Genomic DNA, 22,744 nt, shown 5'->3' on the forward strand with positions numbered 1-22,744 from the left:
CGCCTGTAAATGCCGGAAACGAAGCCCTGCACCGTCATTTGGCCCCTCCGGATTCCCATTTTGTATAAGAACGAATTCTATCCAAACCGTCTTCCCGTTTTGTCCGCACTTTTCCTAAAAATCTTTATTTCAACTTCTTCGGCCTCAAAAAGCCTTGCAGTTTTCGCGAAAATCGTATACAATCATACACGTTTACGTCTGAGATAAACATTATAAAACGTATCATTTTGAATGAGAAGAAAGCAGGAGATTCGACCCATGCCGAAAAAACGCGTCATTGACCCGCAGATGATCGATAAAGTCGCGCAGAATATGTTTCATGCGCTTCCGCTGCTCAAAAAACGCCTTCTCCACATGGACCTCGTTCAGGCGGAGCACGGCATTCCCCTCTCCCACGTGCAGGTGCTCGCCATGCTGCAGGATTCGGGGACGATGTCCGTCTCCGAGATTTCGCGCCGTCTGGGCATCGCCAAGCCGAACATCACGCCGCTGGTGGATCGGTTGCTGGAAGCGGGGCTCGTCGACCGTCAGCGCGATCAGAACGACCGGCGCGTGGTGAACATCGTCATTCTGAACGCCGGCTCTGAAAAGCTCGCCGCCATCCGCAAGACCATCGCCGGGCAGGTGCAGCAGCAAGTCGAAAACCTCTCCGTTTCCGAATTCAAGGAGCTCTCCGACGCGCTCGAGTCCATCACGCGCATCCTCTCCGAGATCTGACGGACGGTGTCTCCATCCATATTCTATTCATGTACACGTGCGCTTCATGACAAGCGCGCGTTTTTTCTTTTGCATTTTATCATTGCCTGCGCTATAATAGGATTCAGTGATGGGACAATCGTTTGCGCATCTAAAGCTATAGGAGGTTTTTTGTATGAAACTTTGTGTTCTCACGGTACCGCTTTACGGCATGAGCCTCGACGCGGCGTGCAAGTACCTGGCGGATTCCGGCGTGCAGGCGCTTGAAATCGGCTGCGGCGGTTCGCCCGGAAAGGGGCACTGCGACCCGGACGTCCTGCTGAAGGACGACGCGAAGCTCAAGGAATTTGCGGATACCATCGAGCGTCACGGTCTTGAGATCGCGGCGCTCAGCTGCCACGGCAACGGCGTGCACCCGAATCCCGAAATCGCCGCGCGCGATCATCAGGACTTTGTAAACGCCTGTCTGCTCGCCGAACGCCTCGGCGTAAAGACGATCGTTACCTTCTCCGGCTGCCCCGGCGGCTGCCCGGAGGATAAGACGCCCAACTGGATCACCTGCCCGTGGCCGACCGACTTCGCGGACGCGCTCGTCTATCAATGGGACGTGCTGACGGCGTACTGGAAGAAGGCTTCCGCGTTCGCCATGGAGCACGGTGTGGAGCGCATCGCGCTGGAAATGCACCCGGGCTTCTGCGTGTACAACGCGGAGACGATGCTCAAGCTGCGCGAGGCCGTCGGCCCGATCATGGGCGCGAACTTCGATCCCAGCCACCTGTTCTGGCAGGGCTGCGACCCGGTGGAAGCCATCCGCAAGCTCGGCGAGGCGGGCGCGATCTACCACTTCCACGCAAAGGACACGAAGATCGACGCGGCCAACACGGCTGTCAACGGCGTGCTGGACAACAAGCACTACGGCGACACGCTGCATCGCTCCTGGGTCTTCCGCTCGGTCGGCTACGGCCACGACTATCAGCTGTGGAAGGACATCATCTCCATGCTGGTGAAGGTGGGCTATGACGGCCCGATCTCCATCGAGCACGAGGACGCGCTGATGAGTGTCAACGAGGGCCTTCAAAAGGCCATCTCCTTCCTCAAGGAAGTCATGGTCTTTGAGGACAGGGCCGACATGTGGTGGGCCTGAGTCTAGAATTGCAATCCCGGAGGGAATGCGCTATAATGCATGCGGGCATGATGATCATGCCCGCATGCTTTTGCGTGCAAAATCTTTAGAAAACCGGAGGATACATCATGGCAAGACTATTCGGAACAGACGGCGTGCGCGGTGTGGCCAACTCGGAGCTGACCTGTGAACTGGCCTTTAAATTGGGCCAGGCAGGCGCTGCCGTGCTCGCATCCAACGTGCGCCGTCCCACGATTCTGGTCGGACGCGATACCCGTATTTCCGGCGAAATGCTCGAATCCGCACTCGTTGCGGGCATCTGTTCGGTCGGCGGCCGTGCGGTTCTGCTCGGTGTGCTGCCCACACCCGGCATCGCCTACCTGACCCGCTTCTATGAGGCTGACGCGGGCGTCGTCCTCTCCGCCTCGCACAACACGGTCGAGTACAACGGCATCAAGTTTTTCGACCGAAGCGGCTGCAAGCTGCCGGATGCCATCGAGGACCGCATCGAAGAAATCATTCAGGGGCAGGCGCCGCTGCCTGAGCTCCCCACCGGCGTCTCCGTCGGCCGCCCCATCAAACAGGTCAACGCGCAGCGCCAGTACATCGAGTTCCTCAAGGGGACCACGAACGTGCGCTTCGACGGCCTCAACGTCGTGCTCGACTGCGCGCACGGCGCTTCCTCCTCCGTCGCCCCCCGCGCGCTGCGCGAGCTCGGGGCGCAGGTCAACGCCTACTATCACGAGCCAGACGGTACGAACATCAACGAATACTGCGGCTCCACGCACCCCAAGCGCCTGCAGGAGCTCGTCAGTGAGCTCGGCGCGGACGTGGGCCTGGCCTTCGACGGCGACGCGGACCGGCTGATTGCCGTGGACGACCGCGGACAGATTGTGGACGGCGACAAAATCATGGCGATCTGCGCGCTGCACCTCAAGAAGAAGGGACGCCTCGCCAAGAACACGCTGGTCGGCACGATCATGAGCAACATGGGGCTGGACATCGCGATGAAGGAGAACAAGATCGAGCTCGTCAAGACCCGCGTCGGCGACCGCTACGTGCTCGAGGAGATGCTCGCAAACGGCTACAACCTCGGCGGGGAGCAGTCCGGCCACGTCATTTTCCTCGACCACAACACCACCGGCGACGGCATCATCACCGCCATCCAGCTTTTGACCGTGATGACGGAGACAAAGCAGTCCCTGTCTCAGCTCGCGAAAGTAATGCACGTGCTGCCCCAATCGCAGCTCGGTGCGAAGGTACCGGACAGCCGCAAGGAGGAATACAAAGAAGACGCCGAGGTGCAGGCCGCCATCGCCCGGCTCGAGCAGAAATACGCAGGCAAGGGCCGCGTGTTGATCCGCCCCTCAGGCACGGAGCCGCTCGTCCGCGTGATGATCGAAGGGCCGGATCAGGCGCAAATCGACCAGGACGTCTACGAGCTTGCGATGATGATTCAAAAGAAGTTCGGATAAGCGCAAATAGAAAACCGTTGAGATTGCGGGAAGACCTGCAATTTCAACGGTTTTTTCGCTGCCGCAGGAATACGCCTATCGATGCGGCCCGCTGCTTATTCATCCTCCAGCGCAAAGTTGATCTGATACATCTGGGTGTCCACGCTTTCCACCCGCACCCGTACGCTCTGGCCGATCCTGTAGCGCACGCCCGAGCGTTCCCCGATCAGAGACTGGCTGCGCTCGCTGAAGGAAAAGTAATCGTTCAGCGTGCGCACGTGCACGAGCCCCTCCACCGTGTTAGGGAGCGTTGCGAAGAAGCCCCATTCCACCACGCCGGTAATGACCGCGTCGTACGTTTCGCCAAGATGGCCGGACATGTAGCGCGCCATCATCATGCGGTCCGCCTCGCGCTCCGCCTCCATGGCGTTTTTCTCGCGCTCGGACGATTGAACCGCCGCGCCCTCAGCCGCCTGCCGCATCCCGCCTGCGGCCTCGTCGCCCTGCGCGAACGTCAGCGCCAGCACGCGATGGATGAACAGGTCGGGATAGCGGCGAATGGGCGACGTAAAGTGGCAGTAATCCTTTGCCGCAAGCCCGAAGTGGCCCAGCGGGCGCGGATCGTACTTGGCTTTTTGCATGCTGCGCAGGAGCAGCCGGGCAATGACCGGGTACTCCGGCCTGTCTTCCGTGGAAATCAGCAGCTTTTGCAGCATCATGGGCGTCACGGCATCCAGCTCGCCCGGCAGGCGCAGACCCAAGCCGCCCAGAAAAAGCGCGAAGGATTCCAGTTTCTCCGGATCCGGCGCCTCGTGCACGCGGTACAGGAAGGGCAGCTGATGCGCCTTGGCATGGCGGGCGACGATTTCGTTTGCCAAGAGCATGAAGTCCTCGACCATCTTATGTGAAACGCCGCGCTCCCGAGCGCGGATGTCCGTGGGCTCGCCGTCCGCGCCGACATCGATCTGAGCTTCCTCCAGCTCAAAATCGATGCTGCCACGCGCCTTTCGTCTGCCTCTGATCACCGCGGACAGCCGCGCCATCTCGCGAAGGTCGTCCTCCAGCATGGCATAGCGCTCGCTGACCGCCTCTCCGGAGTCCAGCAGGCGGTTGACGTCTTCGTACACCAGCCGTGCGCAGGATCGGATGACACTGCGCTGCAGGTGATAGCGCGTCACATCGCCGTTTGCGTCGATGTAAAGAAGCGCGGACATCGTCAGCCGGTCGACGTCCGGGTTCAGGGAACAGCTTCCGTTGGAAAGTGCCTCCGGCAGCATCGGCAGCACCCTGCCCGGCAGATATACACTGGTGCCGCGCGCATACGCTTCGCGATCCAGCGCCGTACCTTGCCGCACGTAAAAGCTGACGTCCGCGATGTGCACACCCAACAGCCAGCCGTCGTCAACCCGCTCGATCGAGACTGCGTCGTCGAAGTCCTTCGCGTCCGCGCCGTCGATCGTAAAGACGCGTTCGCCGCGAAGGTCGAGGCGGTTGGAAATTTCCGGGGCTATGTCCTGCGCCGCAGCGGCTGCTGCCTCGCGCAGCACCTCCTCCGTGAATCCCGGATTGAGGCCAAATTCGTGCAGAATCGCGCTCATCTCGCTTTGCACGTCCCCAGATCGGCCAAGGTGCTCCGCAATCTCCGCTTGCAAACCGCCCTCATCCGGCCAGCGGACGACGCGCACGGCAACCAGTTCCCCCTCTATCACGTCGTCCGCAGCGCCCGTCAAAGGCACCTGCTCCGGCAGCCTCCGGTCCTTGGGTTCCAGATGGGCTTTCCTTCCCTGCCATCTCACCGTGCCCACGATCGTCTCGTTCGCACGGTTTACGACCCGGATGACCGTGACCTCCCCCACGCGCTTCGGCAGCGCCCATACGGTGTCTCCGTGCATGGCGCCGCCAAGCGCTTCTTCACCTACGCGCCATTCCGCTCCGCCGTCCGCCATCAGATAAGCGCCGCCGCGCTGAATCTTTTGCACGCGGCAGACCTTATAGCCCATCGCCTGCGGGGTCGCGAACAGCCCCTGTCGGGTAAATGCGACCTGCCCTTCGTGCGCAAGCGCGAGCAGCATCTGCTGCACGATTCCCTCGGCGATGCCCGTCCGCGCCGCGACGTCGGAGGGATGTACCGGTACGGCGAAGCCCTGCATCGCCTCCGCGACCCGCGCTTCGAGTGCCTCATCCCGCATGCGCGGCAGGGGAATCGCAATCTTCTTCTGCTTTTGTTTCTTGGTCTGCGGCCGCTTCTGTGGCAAATGCCGCCTGGTACGGGACTCTCTGCGCATCGTCGGACGCCTCCTTTCCTGTCTTCAAGCTTCTCCGCTGTCCTTATCCTGCCCCTACAGCGCCGGGATATAGACGAAAAAAGAGCTAAAGCGATCCTTTCGCTTTAGCTCTGCATGACAAATTTTCAGCCGATCGCTGCAATCAGCAGCGCCATCACGATGAACACGCCCGCCGCAATCTTGGTCGCGAGCGCGAGCTTCCCCTCCATGGTCTTGGCCTTGCTTTTGCCGAAGAAGGTTTCCGCACCGCCGGCAATCGCGCCCAGACCATTGCTTTCTCCAGGCTGAAGCAGAACCGTCGCGATCAGAACCAGGGCCGCCAAAACGAGCACAACGGTGGCGATAATCGATAAAACGCCCATGTCAATACGCCTCCTTGAATTGGAACAAGTCTATCATACCATGCCGCGCACGAATGCGCAAGCGGATTCAGGTCCCTTTCAGAAAAAGCCTCCCCTGTGCGGAGAGGCTTGAAAGGACGGGAATTAGCGCTTCGAGAACTGCGGCGCACGACGCGCAGCCTTGAGGCCGTATTTCTTGCGCTCCTTCATGCGCGGATCGCGCGTGAGGAAACCGGCCTTCTTGATCGCCGGGCGCAGCTCCGGATCGGCCTTCACCAGCGCACGGGCGATACCATGGCGAATCGCACCGGCCTGGCCGGAAAGGCCGCCGCCGTACACGTTCACCAGCACGTCAAAGCGGCCGACGGTTTCCGTCAGCACCAGGGGCTGACGAACGGTCATCTTCAGCGTTTCAAGGCCGAAGTAATTATCGATATCGCGGCGGTTGACAACCACCTTGCCGTCGCCCGGAACGAGGCGAACACGGGCAATCGCCTTCTTGCGGCGACCCACTGCTTGATACTGAGCCTGAGACATTGTTACTCCTCCTTCCGAATCACTTCAGCACGAGCACTTCGGGCTTCTGCGCCTCGTGCTCATGCTCGGTACCGGCGTACACGCGCAGCTTCTTGGCCATTTGGCGGCCGAGCGGGCCCTTGGGCAGCATGCCGACGATGGCGTGCTTCACAGCGAACTCGGGCTTTTCAGCCATCAGCTTGCGGTAAGCGGTTTCCTTCAGTCCACCCGGATAGCCGGAGTGATGATAGTAAATCTTCTGATCCAGCTTCTTGCCGGTCAGCACGACCTTATCGGCGTTCAGAATGATGACGTGATCGCCGGTGTCCACATGGGGGGTGTAGGTGGGCTTGTTCTTGCCGCGCAGAATGCTCGCGACCTGGCTGGCCAGACGGCCGAGCACCATGCCCTCCGCATCGACGACATACCACTTGCGTTCGATGGTTTCGGCTTTCGCCATAAACGTTTTCACGTGAATTCCCTCCTCGGTAATGTACAGGAACATAAACCGCGCGCTGGTCAGACGCTTGGCTGGACGCTGTCAACAGTCCCGGGGCTAATGGGAATCTATCGACGCAACCAATATTTTAACCGATCTTTGCCCTTTCTGTCAAGCATTTACGCGCTTTTTCAGGCGGAAAAATCGACAGAAAATGAGGCTTGCCGCTCTATTCGCATCAAAAATGCGGCCCGCCACGAGGGGGCCGCATGGTGTCACTGATCCAGTACCGACTTATCCGGCGCATCGCACTTCTGGCACGGTTCCAGCTTGTTATACGGTGACTTGGTGATGTCCCCAAACTTGAACTTCGTCATGGGCAGATACTGCGGATCGACGCTGGCGCATTCGGGGTCGATGTGGTAGCGCTTGCCGCCCTTGGAGTTGTAGTAAAGGACGGTCTTCTTCGTCGGCTTGTCCGTCGGCGCGGGGGTCGCCGTCGCGGGCAGGGGCGAGTAATCCAGCTCCGGCTCCGGCGTGGTGCGATCGATCTTCACGCCGTCCAGCGAATCGGGGTCGACGTACCATTCGCCGTTTTCCTGAAGCATCACGGCCTCCGCTTGGAACGTCTGCGTCTTGCCGCTCACGATCGCGTCGTATACGACTGTCACCGTGCGCGAGGAATCCGCGTCGCTGCCCGTCGGTGTCCCTACGAATTCCCAGGACTGCAGCTTTTTGTTCTGGAACTTCCAGAAGAGCTTCTGCGTCGGCGTGGTCTGAGACGCGCGCCAGCTCACCGGCGTCATGGGCACCATGTCCGCCATGATGGCCACCTGCCAGCTTTGCATAAACTTGTCGAGCGCCTGCTCGGCCTGGCTCTTAACGCCCGTGGCTACGCCCATCTGGCCGGCGTCCGCGGGGTCGCCCGCCAGCATGGATGGATCCAGGGTGGTATCCACCGAAGGGATGCCGCCCACGGTTCCATCGCTGCCGACGTTCGCGATCGTCGGCACGTTTGTCGCAGTCAGCGACTGCGTGGAATAGCTGCTGATCGGAGGAATCGTGTTGACCGGCGCGCTCGCACGAACTTCCCCCTGCGGGGCGAGCGCCGAGACGAGCATAACCACCGTAAGCACGCTGAAGAGCAGCGACATCGTCAGCCGTCCCCGGGCGTTGAATCCGTGCTGATACCACATCAGCGCCAGCGCCCCAACGCTCAGCACGATGAATACCCACTTCATCGGCGTAAAGAACAGGGCGAGCAATCCGCAAAACGGCAGAGCGATGAAGAACAGCAGCAGCAATATCTGGTTCCAGTTCGCACGTGGACGTCTGGGCGCAGGCTTGCGATTGATCACCTCACTGCGTGCGGGCGTATAATGATAACTGGGTCTGTTGCGCATCCGTTTCACCGGTTCCTTTCTATCAGCGGCGCGCAGAGCGCCAAAGCGCGCGAGAACCGTCGTACCGTGGCGTTTCCCGCCCGTGGGGAAGCGCCTTGAGACCGCTTCACGCTTTCTTCGCCAAAAGACTAATACCTAGTATAACACATATCCCGCGTATGTAAACCCCCGAAACCTGTGCATTTACGCAGTTCAAGGCGATTTTCACAGCCGAATCAGGCCTGTAAGAAGCGATTCTACGTCTTCGGGCAGCGGCATCGCGCGGTAAATCAGCCGTTGCAAATGCTCTTCTCCGATGCCGTCCAACGCCTCCTGCAAGGCAGGCGCGACCGATTTTCGCCAAAATACCTTGCCATGCACCCACACGCGAAGCGCTTCCCCCTCGCTAAGCATGCCGCCCTGTTCCTCAAAGGCGCGATAATCCTCGTAGATTCGCTCCGCGTCGAGCAGGCGGTCCCACGATCTCAGCGTATCGTATATCTCGCTGTCGCTGGGCACGTCGAAGCGCAAAAGCGCGCCGTTAAACCCAAGGCGCATCAGCTCGTCGTAAAGAGGCTGCACCGCTCGCCAGAGACTCGCGTGGCGCACCGCGCCGGGAATCTGCGCACGAATGTCCAGCAACGCGCGTCCCAGCCCGGCATAAGCGCAGAAACGCTCGGATGAAAAGATTTCTTCCAATATATTGACGTCCACAAGGTAGTTTTCGATGCAATAACGCGGCAGAAAATATAAATTTCGTAATTTTTCCGCCTGCGATGCGCGCGTTTTTTCGTTCCAGGCGTCGCGGTCCACGATGCCGAGCCAGTCCGGTTCCTTTTCCAGCATGCGCAGCACGTTGTCCTTGCCGCCTGCCGGGCCGACCACGAAGTGCGAGTAAAATCCCCGCGAACGCAGCGGCTGCTTGTCGAGCATGTAGGTCAGGAAATCGACGTCCCCCTTGCCCTCGACCAGCAGGACGCGCTTGTTTCTCGCGGCGGCGGCCTCTTCCCGTATCGACCGATAGGCATCGTCAAATCCGCTCATGGCCGCCTCCCAATTCCACGCAAAGCCCCAAGCTGCGATACCGGTTCCATACCTGCGGCGCATGTGAGCTTAGGATGACCTGTCCCCCGTCGTCCAGCACCAGACGCTCCAGGATCTCCAGAAAGCCTAAAAGCTGCGCAGGATGCAGGTGCATTTCGGGCTCGTCGAGCAGCAGGATCCCACCGGGTCTGAGGCCGCGCGCGATGCGGATGAGCAGCGTCAGCGCGCGTAGCTCGCCCGCGGACAGTCCGCTGAGCGAATGACGTCCCCCGTCCTCAAGCGACACGTAGGGCGCGCCCGCCTCCATCTGTACGCGCTTGCCCACGAGGAAGAGCGCGAGCGACGAAAGCAGTTCCCGGCACCTCGCTTCATCCTCTCGATAGAGCGTCTGCAGCTCCGTTTTCGTCTCCCGAATCGTCATGGAATGCGCGCCGTACACGTCGCACAGCAGCGTGTTGGGCGGATTGTTCCCCCACATAGAAGCATCCCCGATCCGCTTCCCGCCCGCCTCTCCGACCGGTGCGGCCTCCGGAAACTGGGCGCGCATGCGCTTGAGGAATGCGGCGCTGCGCCCGCGAACCAGCAGCGCGTCCCTTTGCGGAAGCAGCCCGCGAACCAGCAACGCTACATCCCCGCGGATGGACGCGCGCTTGCCCAAAACGATCGCGTCGAACGTATCCTGAATGCAAGCGAGCACGGTGCTCTTGCCCGTGCCGCTGATGCCGGTGAGCAGCACGCGCTCAGAGGGCTCCTTCCATTCGTCCGTCATAAAAAGCGTATAGGGTTTGCCCTCCCGCGTCAGCGGTGGTACGTCTTCAAAGCAGCAGGCGCATAGCTTCATAGCGACCCCTCCGTTCCTGAATCCTCCTAATAGTATACCCTTTTTGGCCACGTCTTGCAATTCTCTTGCGTGTCCGTCCCCAAGACGCTATAATAAATAAAGCTTAGGCAAAAAGGTGCAGCAAAAGGGAGAACAGCCATGTTTTACGAGCAGGATACGATTCTGCGCATGATCGCGCAGCTCGGCGCCGCCTTCAGGCGCATTCTGGCGATGCTGGAGGACGGCGATGCCGAAGAGGAACTGGAAGACTGCTACCGCACGCTCTGCGGTCTGGAGCGCGGCGTCGCGGAGGGAATGGATGTTCAATCCCTGTACGAGCTGCTTCCGCCAGACCGCCTGTTCGCGCTCGCCGAGTTGACGCATCTGCGCGCCGTTCGGTTCGAGGCTTCGCTCGATACGGACGTCTTTCTTGACGTCGAATACCGCGCGCTGTGCCTGCTCGCCCGTGTGGAGGACGAGGACATCGCCATGCGCCAGATCGAGCGCATGTGCGAACTGCGTGGTCTTTGCTCGGAGCGCCTTACGAGCGCCGACGAGGAACAAATCGTTCACTTTTTCGTGTGCGCCCGCGCGTATGACCGCGCTGAGGACGTCCTCTTCGAGGCGCTTGAAAGCTATCCCTTTCCCGAAAAGCAGCGCGAGCTGTGCGCTTTCGGCCTCCAGCTATACGACCGCCTCGCCGCGCTCCCGCCTGAGCGGCTGGATGCCGGCGGACTTCCGCAAAGCGAGGTCGCAGAGGGACGCGCGGCCATCGAACGGATCATTTCAAAAAAGGATTGGAACACATGATTATTCTTTCCATACAGAACCTGGTTAAATCCTTCGGCGTCAACGTCGTGCTGAAGGACGTGAACATGACGCTGCAGCAGGGCGACCGCATGGGCTTTGTGGGCGTCAACGGAAGCGGCAAATCCACGCTGATGAAGATCATCGCCGGGCTTGACGCGCCGGACAGCGGCAGCGTGAACCTTTCGCGCGGTCTGCGCGTAGGGTACCTCGCCCAGCAGGGCATGGTCACCTCGGGCAACACCGTCTTCGGCGAGCTCGAACAGGTCTTCGAGCCCGTCTTCCAGATGGAAAAGCGGCTGCGGGCGCTCGAACACGAAATGGCGGACGCGCACGAGGATGCCGGCGCCTTTGAGCGTCTTTCGCGTGAATACGACCGTCTGACCGCTGCCTTTGAGGACGCGAACGGCTACGGCTGGAAGAGTGCCGTCACCGGCGTGCTTACCGGCCTCGGCTTCACCAGCGCCCAATACGAGCAGAGCGTCGACTCCCTCAGCGGCGGCGAGCGCACGAGGTTAAGCCTCGCACGGCTGCTGCTCCAGCGTCCCGATCTTCTCCTGTTGGACGAGCCGACGAACCACCTGGACCTGGAGACGACCCAATGGCTGGAAGCGTACCTGCAGAGCTATCGCGGCTCCGTGCTCGTCATCTCGCACGACCGTTACTTTTTGGACAAGGTGTGCTCCTGCATGGCCGAACTGCTCATGGGCACCGTGGAGCAATACGACGGCAACTACACCCGCTACATGCGCACCCGTGAAGAACGCTTTGAAGCGCGCATGCGCGCCTACGAACTGCAGCAAAAGGAAATCGAGCGGCAGGAGGCGATCATCGCGCGCTACCGCATGTTCAACCGCGAGAAGTCCATCCGCGCTGCGGAAAGCCGCGAAAAGGCGCTGGAACGCATGGACCGCCTGGAAAAGCCCGTGGACGAGCGCTCCATCCGCTTTTGCTTCCGCGCGCGCAGACGTACGGGCGAAGACGTGCTCTTCCTGACCGACCTTGCCAAGGGCTTTAACGGGAAGCGGCTTTTCGAGCATCTGAACCTTCACCTGCGCGCGGGCGACCGCGTGGCGCTCATCGGCCCCAACGGCGTGGGCAAGTCCACGCTTCTTCGTCTGCTCGTGGGTGAGGAAACGCAGGATGAAGGCACGATCCGCTTCGGCTCGAACGTGGATATCGGCTATTATGACCAGCATCAGGCGTCGCTGCACGAGGAAAAGACCGTGCTGGACGAGGTCTGGGACCGCTTCCCCCGCATGGAGCAATCCGACGTCCGGGGTGCGCTGGGCCTCTTCCTCTTTTCGGGGGACGACGTCTTCCAACCCATCCGCACGCTGTCCGGCGGAGAAAAGGGCCGCGTCGCCCTGACCGCCCTGATGCTGCGCGAGGATAACCTGCTGCTGCTGGACGAACCGACGAACCACCTGGACATGGATTCGCGCGAGGTGCTCGAAAGCGCGCTCGCGGATTTCCCGGGCACCATCCTGACCGTGTCGCACGATCGTTACTTCATCAACCGCATCGCGGACCGCGTCGTCGAGATGCAGCCGGACGGCGTAGCGGAATATCTGGGCAATTACGACGATTACGTCGAAAAGAAGAACCGGCCTCTGGCGCCCGTCGAAGCGGGCGGCGGCAAGACCCGCACCGAGCTGGACAAGGAAAAAAAGCGCGACCGCCAGAGCAAGCTGCTGTTAAAGCAGCTTCGTCAGCGCGCGCAGGAGGCGGAGGCCGCCATCGCCCGGCAGGAGGCCGAAATCGCCGCGCTGGAAGAAAAGATGAGCGATCCCGCGCTTTACGCCGACCCGGACCGCGCCGCCGAGACGACGCGCGCTTATCAGCAGGCGCAGCAGGCGCTTCCCGGTCTGTACGACGCCTGGGAGGAAGCCGAGCAGGCCGTCAACGAGGCGGAATAGACGTACCTATTTCAGGAAGGGGGGATTTTTACGTCCAGCTACGAAATTCGCAGGACGCCGGGCGACACGGCGTGGTTTCGAAGCGCTCGCTTCGGCATGTTCATCCATTGGGGCCTCTACGCCATGCCCGCGCGGCACGAATGGGTGAAGACGAACGAGCGCATCTCCGAGGCGGATTACGACCGATACTTTCGCCATTTTGATCCCGACCTGTACGATCCGCGCGACTGGGCCCGGCAGGCGAAGGCTGCGGGCATGCGCTATGCGGTGCTTACAGCCAAGCACCACGAGGGCTTTTGCCTCTGGGATACGCAGTACACCGACTACAAGAGCACCCATACGCCCGCAGGGCGGGACCTCCTGCGCGAATACGTCGAAGCCTTCCGCGCGGAGGGGCTGCGCGTCGGCTTTTACTACTCGCTGATCGACTGGCATCACCCCGACTTCCCCATCGACATGCTGCACCCCCGCCGCGACGACCCGGACGCAAGGCGGCTGAGCGAGGGGCGCGACATGCGCCGCTACGCGCAGTACATGCGCGATCAGGTGCGGGAGCTCCTGACAAACTACGGCAAGATCGATATTCTCTGGTTCGACTTCTCCTACGGCGAGCGCCGGGGAGAGGGCAAGGACGCCTGGATGCGTGGCAAGGGCGCCGCGGATTGGGAAGCCGATGCGCTCATCTCCCTTGCCCGCAGCCTGCAGCCGGAAATTCTCATCGACAACCGCGCCGACGTCGAGCAGGACCTGTGGACGCCGGAGCAGTACCAGCCTTTGGAGTGGCTTCGTCACCCCGAAACGGGCGAATACGTCACCTGGGAGGCCTGCCAGACGTTCTCCGGCTCCTGGGGGTATCATCGCGACGAATCCTCCTGGAAGTCGCCCGAAATGCTCATTCGCATGCTTGTAAACACCGTAGCGCTCGGCGGTAACCTGCTCATGAACGTCGGCCCCACCGCGCGCGGCTACTTCGACCGTCGTGCCGAGGCCGCGCTCAGGGTTTACGCCGACTGGATGCGGTATAACGCCCGGAGCATTTACGGATGCACGATGGCCGAGCCGGAGCTCCTAAACTGTTTGCCCGCGGACTGCCGCTTTACCCAAAGCGAAGATGGCACCCGCCTTTATCTGCATCTCTTTGCCTACCCTTACGCGCACGTGCAGCTTCCGGGGCTCGCCGGAAAGGTCGAATACGCACAGTTTCTGCACGACGGCAGCGAACTGCGCTTTACAGAGGGGCACGTAGAGCACTTCAGCGTCGGCGCGGCGCGGCAGGACGGCTTGCTGGTCATCGAGCTGCCGCCCGTCAAGCCGGACGTACCCGTGCCCGTGATCGAACTCTTTCTGAAATGATCGGCCAGGCGCCGGTGGCAGGGCCCCGGCGCCTTTGCGTTCCCCCCCTGAATCTTCGCTTGAAAGGTACGTTGTTTTTTATGAATCAACCGTCTCTTTCCGGTACAAAACCATCTATGAACGGGCGCACCGCTCGTTCCCGCGCGTTCTTTGCACTCGCCCTCATCGCGTCTGCCGCGCTTGCCGTCTTCTGCCTGCATGTGTTCGACCTGATGACGACCGTCCAGCCGGAGGAAACCGTTTACTTGGCTGATCTGCCGGATTGGCGCGTTTACGTGGTCGAAGACGGAGAAAAGCGCCCGCTCCAACGCATGGAAAACGGACAGTACGAGGGGCTCGCTTACGATGGGCAGGTCTTCTATCTCGAAGGAGAGCTGGACGAGCGCCTGACACCCTCGGTTCTGCAAATCTTTCTGGGCGAGTACCACGTGAGTGTTTTTCTGGATGGCGTGCTGTTTTACACCAACGCGCCCGGCTCCGGGGATACCATCGGCGGGGTGGACTATCCCGACACGTTTTTAAGCGAATTTGTCTCGACCTATGTGACGCTGCCCGCAGACTGCGTCGGAAAGACGTTGACCATCGCCCAGCGAAATTTTGATCATCTGCTCGCTTGTCCCTTCGATCTGACGTTTTATACCGGAACTTCTCTCCGCGCTAGCGCTGCCGCGCCGGCAGCGCGCTCGGTGCTGCCGATGTTTTTACTCAGCCTGTTGACGTTTGCCATGCTCGCGCTGTTTCTCCTTACCCTGTATAGAGGAAGGGCGGATGCCGGACTGCTCTTTCTGTCGCTCTTCGCCCTGTGTTGGCTGTTCAATGAATGCGCCCGCTCCGCTCTCTTTCTCGACCGTTTTGGCGGCGTTCACAATCTTTTGCAGCAGGCCTTTGACTACCTGAGCGACGCCTTTATGCTGCTCTTTCTGCTTTCACGCATGCGCCGCTTCCGCCTCTCCTTGGTCCCTTTTATACTGCTGTACCTGCTCTCCATTCCCATCAGCCTGCTTGTGCAGGCCGGATACCTGATTCCCTATGGAGATTTCTACGTCTCCATCCTGTTTCTCCCCCGCACGATGGAGTTTCTCGCGGTCGCCGCCGTCTGCGCGCTGACCTGGCCGGAAGCGCGGGCTCAAAACGGCTTTTACCGCACCTTTGGGAAAACGCTTCTCGTCGCCGTCGTTGCCTATGCGTGCCTCTTCGTCGCGGCCTGGGCCGCCGATCTCCCCTATTACCGCGATATGTCTCAAAGGCTTGTCTCCAGCGTCGTCGACCTGCACTTTATCTATCCGCTCTACCTGTTCCGCATCTTCTCGGCCTGCGCATGTGTCGCCATCACCCTGCATCAATTCGCCCTTCAGCTTGTCAAGCATGAAGCGCAGGCGCGCACCACTTCCTTGCGCGCGCAGCTCTCGCAGAGCAACCTGGACAATCTGACGCGCTCCATGCAGCAGACGATGGCGCTTCGCCGCAGGCTGCAGCTGCACATTTCGTCGCTCTCCGCCCTGCTGGCAAAGGGCGACACGGCACAGGCCATAGCCTACACCCGAGAGCTGGCTGAAGAAATCGACGGGCTATCCGTCTATCAAACAGGCAACACCCTCGTAGACATGGTCCTCGGAGACAGGCTCGGCGCGGCCGGGGCATCGGGCATCCGCGTGGAGGTCAAGAAAGCGTCCGCGCCCGAAAACCTTCCCATCCTCGATTCGGACCTGTGCCTGATCCTGCTCAATCTGCTCGATAATGCGCTCTCCGCGCTGCGGTCGTGCGAGCAGCCGGAGCGCATGATCGTGCTGCAGCTCTGGACGCAGGAGGACAGCTTCCATTTTGTATGCGAAAACTCCGCCGACCATCCCACACTTCCGAATGCCGCCGCACGCAGGCATCCGGACGGAAGGGAAAGCGGGCTGGCAATCGTCGAGCGCACACTCCTTCAATACGGCGGGAAGCTCGACCTGAAGGTGCGCGAATCATCCGTCCGCGCGGAGGCAATCCTGCCGCTTCATTCCTAACCTCCTCTTCGGTATCCGCGCCCGCCCCCCGCGCATAGAATGATGCGTGGGGTTTTTCTTTAGAGAAGCAGCCCCTGTGAATCATTTTCCTTAAAGGAGGTACCCAGATGGCATTGACGATGAAGCTATTTCCCGGCGGCAATACGAGCCAGGGCTTTTATTCGTGCTTTCCGAGCGTCATGGAAGAAAAGACGCGGCTCTTTTTGCTCAAGGGCGGGCCAGGCGTAGGCAAAAGCAGCATGATGAAGCGCGTGGCGCATGCGTTGGATGACGCCGGGCTCGACTACGAGCTCTTTCCCTGCTCCAGCGATCCGAACAGTCTGGACGCGGTCTGCGCGCCCTCGCTGGGCATCACGATAATGGATGCTACCGCGCCGCACCATTACGACCCCGCCGTGCCGGGAGCGCGCGATACGCTGGTAAGCCTGGGCGACGATCTGGACGAAGCGTCCCTGCAAAGGGACAGGGAGCGCATCTCGGACTTGTTTTCAGCTGTCAGCGAGCGATTCCGCCGCGCCTATTGCTATCTGAGTGCCGCCGCGCAGGTTCGTCGCGCCGTAGAATCGGCGCAGCCCGATCCCGTCAGGGCTGCCCAAATGGCGCGCATTCTTGCGAGCCGCTACCTTCCCGACGTGCGGCATGCCGGACACAAACGCGATCTGTTCGGCGCGGCTTACACGCCGCTGGGGTACGTCAGCTTTTTAAAGGAGCTTCCAAAGACACAGAGCGTCAGCCTGATTTCACCCTTTGGACACACGGCCAGCCCGCTGCTCGAACGCCTGCTGGAAGAAGCGACGCTGCGTGGGCACGACGCGGTCGCCCTGCGCGATCCGCTGCAGCCCGAATTCCTCGCGCACCTGTATGTGCCCTCCGCAGGTCTTCTCTTCACGACCGACGAAGCGGAAGACAGCGCTGAGCAGGTCGACGCCGGGGCGCTTTATGGAAGGAGCGCTGCCATGCGTCCGCACGACGAGGAGACCTGCGCCTCGCTCATCGCGCAGGCGATCGCCGAGCTCAAAGCGGCGATGGCGCTGCACGATGACCTGGAGTCCTACTACATCGCCGCCATGGACTTTTCGCGCTGGCAGAAGACGTTGGATGCCCTGCTGGAAGAGATCTTCTCGTCGGCGCGATAAAAGGCGCGGAGCCTTCGCTCCCCCCGCTTCCGGCGCTGACGCTATAGCCCGGCACATGTTCTGACCGCTGAGGGGGATAGCCCCCCAGCGGCCCTTTTTCTTTCCTATTCGCATCCGTCAAGCGGAACCAGGGCCTTTCGCATTGACCCGCCTCGGTTTCCGCTGCCCGTTTTCGCGTTTTTCCTTTTTCTTTTATACGGTTCATGGTATAATATCGCGTATCCATTTTTTTGCGGGCGCATTCGAGTAAAAATATGAAAAAATGCCTTCTTACGTTAACATTCCGTTCATCTTTTTGCGCTATGCTGTCCTGCACGGAACCAAAGGCGCAACCGGCGCAGGAGGAAATACTTTTATGAGCAGAACCATCGGCATCGATCTTGGCACGACGAACAGCTGCGTCGCCGTCATCGAGGGCAGCGATCCGGTCGTCATTCCCGGCCCGGAGGGCGGGCGAACGACGCCTTCCGTCGTCGCCTTCACCAAGGATGGGCAGCGGCTCGTCGGTCAAATCGCCAAGCGTCAGGCCGTCACCAACAGCGAACGCACCATCCAGTCGATCAAGCGGGAGATGGGAACCGACCATCGCGTCAAAATCGATGGCCATGCGTATACCCCGCAGGAAATTTCCGCAATGATCCTGCAAAAATTAAAGGCGGATGCGGAAGACTATTTAGGCGAATCCGTCACGCAGGCGGTCATCACCGTTCCTGCCTACTTCACAGACGCGCAGCGTCAGGCGACGAAGGACGCCGGACGGATCGCGGGCCTGACCGTTCAGCGCATCCTCAACGAACCGACCGCCGCCGCGCTCGCCTATGGCATCGACAAGGAAACCGCGCAAAAGGTCATGGTCTACGACCTGGGCGGCGGCACGTTCGACGTATCCATTCTGGACATCAACCAGGACGTCATCGAGGTGCTCGCGACCGCAGGCAACAACCGTCTCGGCGGCGACGACTTCGACCAGTGCGTCAGTGACTATCTGATTGCCGAGTTTAAACGTACGGAGCGCATAGACCTTCGCCGCGACCCTACCGCGCTTGAGCGCGTACGTGAGGCCGCTGAAAAGGCAAAAATCGAACTTTCCGGCACGCAGGCGACGAGCGTCAACCTGCCTTTTCTGACGGCGGGCAAGGACGGCCCCAAGCATATGGAAATCACGCTCACCCGCGCGAAGTTCAACGAACTGACGGCACACCTCGTCGAACAGACGATGGGCCCTGTGCGGCAGGCGATACAGGATGCGGGCCTCTCCGTATCGGACATCGCCAAGGTGTTGCTCGTCGGCGGCTCCAGCCGCATCCCGGCGGTGCAGGAAGCGGTTCGCCGCTTTACGGGTAAGGAGCCGTTTAAGGGCATCAACCCCGATGAGTGCGTCGCGATGGGCGCGGCGCTGCAGGGCGGCGTGCTCGCGGGCGAGGTGAAGAGCCTGCTGCTTCTGGACGTGACGCCGCTTTCCCTGGGGATCGAGACGGTGGGCGACATGTTCGCCAAGGTTATCGACCGAAACACCACGCTGCCCGTCCGTCAAAGCCAGATTTTTACCACCGCCGCCCCCTTTCAGTCGTCGGTGGAAATCAACGTGCTGCAGGGAGAGCGCATGATGGCCTCGCAAAACAAGTCGCTCGGCAAGTTCAAGCTGACCGGCATTCGCCGCGCGCCGCAGGGCGTACCGCAGATCGAGGTGACGTTCAGCATCGACGCGAATGGCATCGTCAGCGTCTCTGCCAAGGATTTGGGCACCGGAAAGCAGCAGGAGATCACCATCACCGGCTCTTCCAACATGAGCCAGGCCGAAATCGACCGCGCGGTACGGGATGCACAGACCTACGCCGCCGAGGATCAGCAGCGCAGGGAGGAAGCGGAACGGCAATACCGCAGCGGCGCCGCAGCGGCGGCCCCAGACGACGCACCGGCCGACGGCGCTGCCGACGCGGAATTTACGCCCAAAAACGACGGCGCCGCGGGCGGCGGACAAAAGGAGTAAACCATGTTTGGTTATATCGCGGTCAACCGTGCGGAATTATCCGACGCGGACTTTGCACGCTACCGCGCATTCTACTGCGGCCTCTGCCGGGCGCTTTCGCGCCGTCACGGCCAGATCGGCCGTCTGACGCTAACCTACGATATGACGTTCCTTTACTTGCTCCTGAGTTCCCTGTACGAGCCGGAAGAGCGCTGTGTGCCCGCGCGCTGCGCGCTGCACCCACTCAAGCGCCATGACTTTATCGAAAACGCCGCGGCGGATTACGCCGCGGACATGAACGTCCTGCTTGCCTTCCACAAGTGCCGCGATAACTGGCACGACGACAGGAACCTCGGCGCCGCGGCAGAAGGAAAACTGCTGCAAAAGGCCTACCGGCGCGTCGAGCGGGACTGGCCGGAGAAATGCGCGGTGGTCGCGGCTTGTCTTGAGCGCACAGCGAATCTGGAGCGCGAAAAGTCGGCCGACGTGGATGCCCTCGCCAACGAAACGGGACGCATGCTGGGCGAAGTGCTCTGCTATAAAGATGACATTTGGGGGCCAGTGCTTCGCGCGATGGGCGAGGCACTGGGGCGCTTCATCTATCTTATGGACGCTTACGACGACCTGCCGGAGGACGAACGGAGGGGGCGCTACAATCCCCTGTTTCAGATGCGCGGGCAGGACGATTACGAGGACTTTTGCCGCCAAATGCTGACCATGATGATCGCGGGCTGCACGCAGGAATTTGAAAAGCTGCCCCTCGTTCAGGACATCGGCCTCTTGCGAAACGTCCTGTATTCGGGGGTCTGGTGCAGGTATGCCCTCATACAGCAAAAACGCGGCGGAAAGGAGCAGGAGAACCATGGATGACCCTTATCGCGTATTGGGCGTAGCCCCGACGGCCACGGACGACGAAGTCAAGACCGCGTATAGAAAGCTCGCCCGTAAATACCACCCTGACCTGAACGGCGGTTCTCCTGAGGCCGAGGCAAAGATGAAGGAAATCAACGAAGCCTATTCCCTCATCACGAAAATGCGCCGTGAGGGGACAAACTATACCGGCGGCAGCCAGGGATACGGCGGCCAGCAGGGATATGGAAATCCCTTCGGCGGTGGTTACAACCCCTTCGGAAACGGGCCTTACGGCAATTACGGCAATCAGCAGCGCGGGCAGCAGTCCTCCGAACTGAACGCCGCTCGCAATTACATCATCTCCGGCTATTATCAGGAAGCGTTGAACGTGCTGAACGGCATCTCCAATCACAACGCCGCGTGGTACTTCCTCAGCGCCCAAGCCAACTACGGCCTGGGTAACCGCGTCGCCGCGCTTAACCACGCGCGTCAGGCTGCACAGATGGAGCCTGGGAACTACGAATACCGCCAGTTCCTCTCTCAGCTCGAAAACGGCGGCAGCGCCTATCAGGAGTACGGCAGGCAATTTCATATGCCGACCGGCATGTGCTCCGACCCGTGCGCGTCCTGCCTGTTTCTCAATCTTTTCTGCAACTGCTGCTGTCCTTGTGGGGTGAGGGGTTTTTACTGCTGACACAAAAAAGATGCCGCTTGGCATCTTTTTTTGTGCTGCGTCACTCTACACGCTTTTCGCTGTATCGCTCTCCGTACAGCCGGTCGTATTGGCACAGGCGAATCGCGTCGAACGTTCGCTTCGCTTCTTCCGATGCGTCGGGCTTCCACCTAAAGTGATCCGCCTCGAAGACCAGCGCGTCGTTGGAATCCGGCACCCCCGCCGCGCCCATGCGCGTGAGATAGGCGTCCAACGGCACGTTCGCCAATCGCAGCGCAAACGCGCCCAGCCGATAAGACGACATGACCTCCGGCAACTCTACGTCGAGACCGTAATTGTTGTAGATCAGCAGCGGTGTACAGTACAGCCGCCCGTAGCGCTGCGCATCTTCCTCGTAGGAGGACGTGTCTACTCCGAAGAGCGAAAGATTCGGCGCGTGATCTCCCCACAGCACGAGGAGCACCGGCCGCTTCTGGCGTTCAAAGTACGAAATCAGCTTTTTCAGCGCCGCGTCGCTTTCCCGCAAAAGACTCGCATACGTCTCGAGCTGTGCACGTGCCTGCGGGTCCTGCGTCTCGTCGGCAGAACGGACGCTGCCCGCGCCCGACCATTCAAAGTCGTACTCGCCGTGGTTCTGAATGGTGACGACGTGTGCAAAAAACGGTCTGCTCTTATCCCGATGTTCATAGCGTTCGATCAATTCGTCGTACAGGCAGTCATCCGTCACCTGCCAGGAGATGCGCCGCAGCGGCTGGGCCATGTCATCCTCGAAGGCCATGTCGTCAAAGCCCATCTGGGCATACACGCGGTCGCGCTCGTAAAACGTGCGCGTATAGGGGTGCAGAGCCAGCGTGTAGTAACCGCTGGCGTCAAGCGCGCCGACGACGCTCGCCGCCCCCTCCAGCGGCACGGTCTGATAGGCCATGCCGACCGAGTTGCGCGCCGGATAGCCCGTAAGCACCTCATACTCCACTTGACAGGTGTTTCCCCCGTAGGAGGGGGAAAGCAATTCAGCGCCCGCGTACGATGCCTGGCATGTCTTAAGATAGGCGAGTGGATCCTCCGTAAGCGAAATTTCGTCGATATTCTGAAGGTCGTACAGCGTCTCGTTCATAATAAAGAAGATGTCCGGCAGCACGCTTTGCGCAGCGTCCGCTTCCGGCGCCGGAAGCGCATTCAGCGCTTCCCATACGGACGCTTCCGAATATCCCTCCGGCTCCTCTGGCGGCAGCGGCATCGTCTTGATGAGCCCGGCGGCCAGCCCGTTCGTCTCGTAGTAGTCCTGCGGAATGACCACTTCGGCTGTACCCGTCATGCGGGCGATGCGGTCCGGCAGCCCCTGCGCGGCAAAGATCGTCGCGGACGCCATCAGGGCGCAGAGCACCGCGCGCAGGGCCAGGTGAATGCGAATTCTGCGTCTGCGAAGCAGCAGCACCAGCGCGATGCAGACGGCGATACAGGCGATCAGCGTGACCGTGGGGATCAACTGAAAGTGATCGGTGATTTGAACGGCCTCCCTGACGAGCAGCACGTCGCCAAATTGAAACACATCGCCTTTGAGCAACAGCTTATAGTACTGCACGCCCGCGCAGGTCAGCGTCAGCGCCGCCGTCACGCCGAAGGCAGAAGACATGCGCCTTGCCAGACAAAGAAATGTCAAAAAGGTACAGGCAATCAGACCAGCGCTGCAAACAAAAGCGCCCGGCGCCGTAACGATCCAGTGAAACGCCTGGGAAAACCCGTCGCGCGCGATGGCCTCGGCCATGTACTCCAGTACAGCGCCGCAAAAGATGGAGACGAGAATTGCGGACGTCATGTCCGCAGCTCCTGGCAGGCGCTTTTTGGTTTCGCTCATTTGAATAATATCCTCTGCTTTACATCGTAATGGGCCTCTATACTATAATAGACGAAACAGAACGCCCATCCGCT

Annotated in this window: 19 protein-coding genes; 11 read left to right on the plus strand and 8 right to left on the minus strand. The window is 60.6% G+C overall.

The window, feature by feature from the left end; genetic code table 11:
* Positions 1-258 precede the first annotated feature (258 nt).
* The 3 genes from C1725_RS12355 to glmM all read left to right on the plus strand — a co-directional run bounded on the left by C1725_RS12355 (position 259) and on the right by glmM (position 3,294).
* Positions 259-717, plus strand: a complete 459-nt coding sequence (locus tag C1725_RS12355) for a MarR family winged helix-turn-helix transcriptional regulator (RefSeq protein ID WP_346026630.1) — start codon at positions 259-261, stop codon at positions 715-717.
* A 154-nt stretch (positions 718-871) separates the two neighbouring features.
* Entirely contained in the window at positions 872-1,840 is a 969-nt protein-coding gene (locus tag C1725_RS12360; protein WP_102411896.1) for a TIM barrel protein, read from the plus strand.
* 107 nt (positions 1,841-1,947) lie between these two features.
* The gene (glmM, locus tag C1725_RS12365; RefSeq protein ID WP_102411897.1) at positions 1,948-3,294 is read left to right on the plus strand and encodes a phosphoglucosamine mutase; all 1,347 of its coding nucleotides are present in this window, start codon (positions 1,948-1,950) and stop codon (positions 3,292-3,294) included.
* Positions 3,295-3,389: 95 nt separating this feature from the next.
* On the opposite strand, the gene rnr is transcribed toward glmM, so the two are convergent.
* The 7 genes from rnr to C1725_RS12400 form a co-directional block, all read right to left on the minus strand.
* Positions 3,390-5,558, minus strand: coding sequence for a ribonuclease R (gene rnr / locus C1725_RS12370; RefSeq protein ID WP_102411898.1), 2,169 nt, complete (start codon positions 5,556-5,558; stop codon positions 3,390-3,392).
* 125 nt (positions 5,559-5,683) lie between these two features.
* A complete protein-coding gene (gene secG, locus C1725_RS12375; protein WP_102411899.1) occupies positions 5,684-5,920 on the minus strand; it encodes a preprotein translocase subunit SecG in 237 nt (78 codons plus the stop codon).
* Between the two features lie 123 nt (positions 5,921-6,043).
* A complete protein-coding gene (rpsI, locus tag C1725_RS12380) occupies positions 6,044-6,436 on the minus strand; it encodes a 30S ribosomal protein S9 (protein WP_102411900.1) in 393 nt (130 codons plus the stop codon).
* 19 nt (positions 6,437-6,455) lie between these two features.
* Positions 6,456-6,887, minus strand: coding sequence for a 50S ribosomal protein L13 (gene rplM / locus C1725_RS12385; RefSeq protein ID WP_102411901.1), 432 nt, complete (start codon positions 6,885-6,887; stop codon positions 6,456-6,458).
* A 242-nt stretch (positions 6,888-7,129) separates the two neighbouring features.
* The gene (locus C1725_RS12390; RefSeq protein ID WP_146009242.1) at positions 7,130-8,212 is read right to left on the minus strand and encodes a hypothetical protein; all 1,083 of its coding nucleotides are present in this window, start codon (positions 8,210-8,212) and stop codon (positions 7,130-7,132) included.
* Between the two features lie 249 nt (positions 8,213-8,461).
* Positions 8,462-9,280, minus strand: a complete 819-nt coding sequence (locus C1725_RS12395; RefSeq protein ID WP_346026631.1) for a DUF4435 domain-containing protein — start codon at positions 9,278-9,280, stop codon at positions 8,462-8,464.
* A complete protein-coding gene (locus C1725_RS12400; protein WP_102411904.1) occupies positions 9,267-10,121 on the minus strand; it encodes an AAA family ATPase in 855 nt (284 codons plus the stop codon). Before C1725_RS12400 ends, C1725_RS12395 begins: the two co-directional genes overlap by 14 nt.
* A gap of 138 nt (positions 10,122-10,259) precedes the next feature.
* Here C1725_RS12400 and C1725_RS12405 point away from each other — a divergent pair, with 138 nt between their 5' ends.
* From C1725_RS12405 to C1725_RS12440, 8 genes are all read left to right on the plus strand, one after another.
* Positions 10,260-10,910 carry a DUF6483 family protein gene (locus C1725_RS12405; protein WP_102411905.1) on the plus strand — a complete coding sequence of 217 codons (651 nt, stop codon included), beginning with the start codon at positions 10,260-10,262 and terminating at the stop codon, positions 10,908-10,910.
* Entirely contained in the window at positions 10,907-12,826 is a 1,920-nt protein-coding gene (locus C1725_RS12410) for an ATP-binding cassette domain-containing protein (RefSeq protein ID WP_102411906.1), read from the plus strand. Before C1725_RS12405 ends, C1725_RS12410 begins: the two co-directional genes overlap by 4 nt.
* Before the next feature lie 45 nt (positions 12,827-12,871).
* Complete coding sequence (locus C1725_RS12415; RefSeq protein WP_346026890.1) at positions 12,872-14,179, plus strand: alpha-L-fucosidase; 1,308 nt, start codon at positions 12,872-12,874, stop codon at positions 14,177-14,179.
* 80 nt (positions 14,180-14,259) lie between these two features.
* Entirely contained in the window at positions 14,260-16,185 is a 1,926-nt protein-coding gene (locus C1725_RS12420) for a GHKL domain-containing protein (RefSeq protein WP_346026632.1), read from the plus strand.
* Between the two features lie 107 nt (positions 16,186-16,292).
* Complete coding sequence (locus tag C1725_RS12425; RefSeq protein WP_102411909.1) at positions 16,293-17,321, plus strand: hypothetical protein; 1,029 nt, start codon at positions 16,293-16,295, stop codon at positions 17,319-17,321.
* A 355-nt stretch (positions 17,322-17,676) separates the two neighbouring features.
* Complete coding sequence (gene dnaK / locus C1725_RS12430) at positions 17,677-19,311, plus strand: molecular chaperone DnaK (RefSeq protein WP_102411910.1); 1,635 nt, start codon at positions 17,677-17,679, stop codon at positions 19,309-19,311.
* A 3-nt stretch (positions 19,312-19,314) separates the two neighbouring features.
* A complete protein-coding gene (locus C1725_RS12435) occupies positions 19,315-20,160 on the plus strand; it encodes a DUF5685 family protein (RefSeq protein WP_102411911.1) in 846 nt (281 codons plus the stop codon).
* A complete protein-coding gene (locus tag C1725_RS12440; protein ID WP_102411912.1) occupies positions 20,153-20,836 on the plus strand; it encodes a DnaJ domain-containing protein in 684 nt (227 codons plus the stop codon). Before C1725_RS12435 ends, C1725_RS12440 begins: the two co-directional genes overlap by 8 nt.
* Positions 20,837-20,876: 40 nt before the next feature.
* Here C1725_RS12440 and C1725_RS12445 read toward each other — a convergent pair whose 3' ends face one another.
* Positions 20,877-22,670 carry a sulfatase-like hydrolase/transferase gene (locus tag C1725_RS12445; RefSeq protein ID WP_102411913.1) on the minus strand — a complete coding sequence of 598 codons (1,794 nt, stop codon included), beginning with the start codon at positions 22,668-22,670 and terminating at the stop codon, positions 20,877-20,879.
* Positions 22,671-22,744 lie beyond the last annotated feature (74 nt).

The organism is Beduinella massiliensis, from assembly GCF_900199405.1.
GTDB classification, from domain to species: Bacteria; Bacillota; Clostridia; order Christensenellales; family Aristaeellaceae; genus Beduinella; species Beduinella massiliensis.

Excerpts from the sequence above, each read along its gene's own strand:
- C1725_RS12360 (WP_102411896.1), top strand. The coding sequence starts at position 872 with ATGAAACTTTGTGTTCTCACGGTACCGCTTTACGGCATGAGCCTCGAC.
- C1725_RS12405 (WP_102411905.1), top strand. The coding sequence starts at position 10,260 with ATGTTTTACGAGCAGGATACGATTCTGCGCATGATCGCGCAGCTCGGC.
- dnaK (WP_102411910.1), top strand. The coding sequence starts at position 17,677 with ATGAGCAGAACCATCGGCATCGATCTTGGCACGACGAACAGCTGCGTC.
- C1725_RS12400 (WP_102411904.1), bottom strand. The coding sequence starts at position 10,121 with ATGAAGCTATGCGCCTGCTGCTTTGAAGACGTACCACCGCTGACGCGG.
- secG (WP_102411899.1), bottom strand. The coding sequence starts at position 5,920 with ATGGGCGTTTTATCGATTATCGCCACCGTTGTGCTCGTTTTGGCGGCC.
- C1725_RS12425 (WP_102411909.1), top strand. The coding sequence starts at position 16,293 with ATGGCATTGACGATGAAGCTATTTCCCGGCGGCAATACGAGCCAGGGC.
- C1725_RS12445 (WP_102411913.1), bottom strand. The coding sequence starts at position 22,670 with ATGAGCGAAACCAAAAAGCGCCTGCCAGGAGCTGCGGACATGACGTCC.
- C1725_RS12355 (WP_346026630.1), top strand. The coding sequence starts at position 259 with ATGCCGAAAAAACGCGTCATTGACCCGCAGATGATCGATAAAGTCGCG.
- glmM (WP_102411897.1), top strand. The coding sequence starts at position 1,948 with ATGGCAAGACTATTCGGAACAGACGGCGTGCGCGGTGTGGCCAACTCG.
- C1725_RS12420 (WP_346026632.1), top strand. The coding sequence starts at position 14,260 with ATGAATCAACCGTCTCTTTCCGGTACAAAACCATCTATGAACGGGCGC.
- C1725_RS12410 (WP_102411906.1), top strand. The coding sequence starts at position 10,907 with ATGATTATTCTTTCCATACAGAACCTGGTTAAATCCTTCGGCGTCAAC.
- rpsI (WP_102411900.1), bottom strand. The coding sequence starts at position 6,436 with ATGTCTCAGGCTCAGTATCAAGCAGTGGGTCGCCGCAAGAAGGCGATT.
- rnr (WP_102411898.1), bottom strand. The coding sequence starts at position 5,558 with ATGCGCAGAGAGTCCCGTACCAGGCGGCATTTGCCACAGAAGCGGCCG.
- C1725_RS12440 (WP_102411912.1), top strand. The coding sequence starts at position 20,153 with ATGGATGACCCTTATCGCGTATTGGGCGTAGCCCCGACGGCCACGGAC.
- C1725_RS12395 (WP_346026631.1), bottom strand. The coding sequence starts at position 9,280 with ATGAGCGGATTTGACGATGCCTATCGGTCGATACGGGAAGAGGCCGCC.
- C1725_RS12435 (WP_102411911.1), top strand. The coding sequence starts at position 19,315 with ATGTTTGGTTATATCGCGGTCAACCGTGCGGAATTATCCGACGCGGAC.